General features: G+C 42.1%; 3 protein-coding genes. 2 read left to right on the top strand and 1 reads right to left on the bottom strand.

Annotation, left to right across the window (positions count from 1 at the left end; all coding sequences use genetic code 11):
- Window positions 1-135: 135 nt before the first annotated feature.
- Window positions 136-1368, top strand: a complete 1233-nt coding sequence (locus tag JQM82_RS14755; protein ID WP_235251162.1) for an argininosuccinate synthase — start codon at window positions 136-138, stop codon at window positions 1366-1368.
- Between the two features lie 149 nt (window positions 1369-1517).
- Here the strand turns inward: JQM82_RS14755 and JQM82_RS14750 are convergent, their stop codons facing one another.
- The gene (locus tag JQM82_RS14750; protein WP_235251161.1) at window positions 1518-2480 is read right to left on the bottom strand and encodes a dipeptidase; all 963 of its coding nucleotides are present in this window, start codon (window positions 2478-2480) and stop codon (window positions 1518-1520) included.
- 102 nt (window positions 2481-2582) lie between these two features.
- On the opposite strand from JQM82_RS14750, the gene JQM82_RS14745 reads away from it, so the two are divergent.
- Window positions 2583-3250, top strand: a 668-nt coding sequence (locus JQM82_RS14745; protein ID WP_235251160.1) for a gamma-glutamyl-gamma-aminobutyrate hydrolase family protein, incomplete at its 3' end; no start/stop codon positions are given.

Genomic DNA, 3250 nt, shown 5'->3' with positions numbered 1-3250 from the left:
GTGCATAAAAACCACTTTTTTAAGTTTTATATAATTTTTTCTTGCATATTTATAAGTTATGGTGTATAGTAATTTTTGCAATTCAAAAATAAATATTACTCAGATAAACTATTTTACATTAGGAGGATATATAAGATGAAAGAGAAAGTTGTATTGGCATATTCTGGTGGTCTTGATACCACAACTGTTATTCCGTGGTTGAAAGAAACCTTCGGTTATGAGGTTATCTGCTGCTGTATAAACTGCGGGCAGGGAGAAGAACTGGATGGTCTCGATGAAAGAGCGAAAATGTCCGGTGCTTCAAAGTTATACATTGAAGACATCATAGATGATTTCTGTGATAATTATATTGTTCCGTGTGTACAGGCACATGCCGTGTATGAGAATAAATATCTTCTCGGAACAGCCATGGCACGTCCGGCGATCGCAAAACGTCTGGTTGAGATTGCGAGAAAAGAAGGTGCTGTTGCCATCTGTCACGGTGCAACCGGAAAGGGGAATGACCAGATTCGTTTTGAACTCAGCATCCGCGCACTCGCTCCGGATATCAAGATTATCGCTCCATGGAGAATGACTGATATATGGACCATGGAATCTCGTGAAGATGAGATCGCATACTGCAAACAGCATGGTATTGACCTTCCTTTCGACGCAAAACACAGCTACAGCCGTGATCGTAACTTATGGCATATCAGCCATGAAGGTTTGGAACTGGAAGATCCTTCTCAGGAACCTAATTACGACGACCTGCTGGTACTGACCGTTCCACCGGAAAAAGCACCTGACAAAGGCGAATATGTGACTATGACATTTGAAAAAGGAATACCAAAAAGCATCAACGGAGAAGAGATGAAGGTGTCTGACATCATCTGCAAGTTAAATGAACTTGGCGGCAAACACGGAATCGGTATCTGCGATATCGTAGAGAACCGTGTTGTTGGAATGAAGTCCCGTGGTGTCTACGAGACTCCTGGAGGAACCATCCTGTACGAAGCTCATCAGCAGCTGGAAGAACTTGTATTAGACCGTGCAACTTACGAGGTAAAGGAATTGATGAGCAATAAATTATCTCAGGTTGTATACGAAGGGAAATGGTTCACACCTCTGCGCGAGGCCATTCAGGCATTTATTGAAAGCACACAGGAATATGTAACTGGTGAAGTAAAATTCAAACTCTATAAGGGAAATATCACAAAAGCAGGTACTACTTCTCCATATTCCCTGTACAATGAATCCCTTGCAAGCTTTACAACAGGCGATCTGTATGATCATCATGATGCAAGCGGTTTCATTAATCTATTCGGACTTCCATTGAAGGTTCGTGCTCTGAAAATGCAGGAAGTCGAAACCAATCAGAATTCAATCTAGTATTCACCCACATAAAAAACGTTTCTGGAAAAATTCCGGAAACGTTTTTTGATATCTTACGATTCTGGTTAGATTGTGACTTGACTCGGAATCGGATCTGCAACACATCTGGACGATCAGAAGATTTCCAGTTCCATATTCGAATATGGTTATACACTTTGCAGGATTCTTGCCGCATTCCCATACCAGATCTTATCAATCTGACTTTCTGGTACACCTGATCTTTTCAATGCATCCCACAATCTTTCCATCTGTGATACATCCGGAATCTCCATAATCTCCATCCCATCAAAACCATCAAAGTCCGTGCCAATTGCCGGGAATTCACTTCCCCCCACTCTCAGCATATGAAGAATATGACGAACCATCTGATCAATGGAAGACACCTTTGGATTTCCGAGGAAAGGACCATAAAAATTCACTCCCGCAACACCTCCTCTCCCGGCCAATGCATGTATCATATCATCTGTAAGATTTCTTGGATGAGTTGTAAGTGCCCTGCAATTGGAATGAGAAGCCACCACCGGTCCTCTGGCACATTCCAGTATATCCCAGAATGTTCCATCAGAAGCATGCGACACATCTACGATCATCCCCAGCTTCCCCATATATTCCACGACCTCTCTTCCAAAAGGCTTCAGCCCTTCTTTCATGATCGACGCATCCTGACTGTTCGGAAATCCAATACAGTTTTCATAATTCCACAGCGGTGTAATCAGCCTTATTCCATCCCGATACAATTCCTCCAGACGTTCCATCCTGCCGTTCAGAACCCCTCCCTCTTCTACGGTGAGCACTGCGGATATCCGTCCCTGATGCATATGTTCTTCAATCTTACTCCAGGAATCTGCCAGCGACAGCTCTTTCGAAAATCTTACTGTCTGACGCTTCATATACGCAATCATCGATCTGACATGTTCATAAGCACTATCATATCCTCCGGCATTTTCATACTCTCCGAATCTTGTGAAACAGGCAAAAAACTGCACCATTGTGCCTGATGACTTCATATAAGGAATACTGACACTGCAATGATTCTTCGACAGGTCCCCTTCTTTATCCAGATCCATCAGTTTCCACAAGGTATCACAATGCATATCAATCAACTTCATCTTTTTCTTCTCCCTTTTACTTTCCACTACTATATAGTCATAACTGCCACATAAGATATATATGAAAATTATATCAGATTATCATTAAAAAGGAGAGCATCTATGAAACCGATTATCGGAATTATTTCCTGTGGATATAACGACAGCCATCAATATGTAACTGCTTCCTATCTATGTGCAGTTGAATCCTGCGGAGGCATTCCCGTCATTCTTCCGATCACGTCCGACGAAGAATTCTATTCTTCTTATACACAGATGTGCCATGGCTTTCTTTTCTGTGGTGGCGATGATATCAATCCTCTGTTATTTGGAGAAGAATCCCGGACAGACAAAGGAAGCTATGACACCCGAACAGACATTTTTCATCTGTCCTTTATGAAATACATATTAAATTCTCATCTTCCTGTTCTTGCAATCTGTCGTGGAATGCAGGTCCTAAACGTAGCGCTTGGCGGAACCATATACCAGGATATCTCACTTCGCCCTTCTCCTTCTCTGAATCACATGCAGATATCAAAAGACCGTTCAGATACCTGTCATAGAATTATCATCTCCCCCGGCAGTATATTGTATCCGTTTCTTCGAGATTCTGTTCTTGTAAACAGTTTTCACCATCAAAGCATTCATGTACTCGGGCAAGGATTGAAGATCAGTGCAATTGCATCAGATGGAGTCATAGAAGCAATTGAAACGACAGATCACACATATGCGTGTGGTGTTCAGTGGCACCCCGAATGTATGCTTGATTCATCACCAGAGATGAAATATAT

Source organism: Faecalicatena contorta, from assembly GCF_021531995.1.
In the GTDB taxonomy this organism is placed as follows: domain Bacteria; phylum Bacillota; class Clostridia; order Lachnospirales; family Lachnospiraceae; genus Dorea_A; species Dorea_A contorta_A.
Note: the sequence above shows the minus strand (reverse complement) of the source record. Positions and strands in the feature narration are given on the sequence as shown.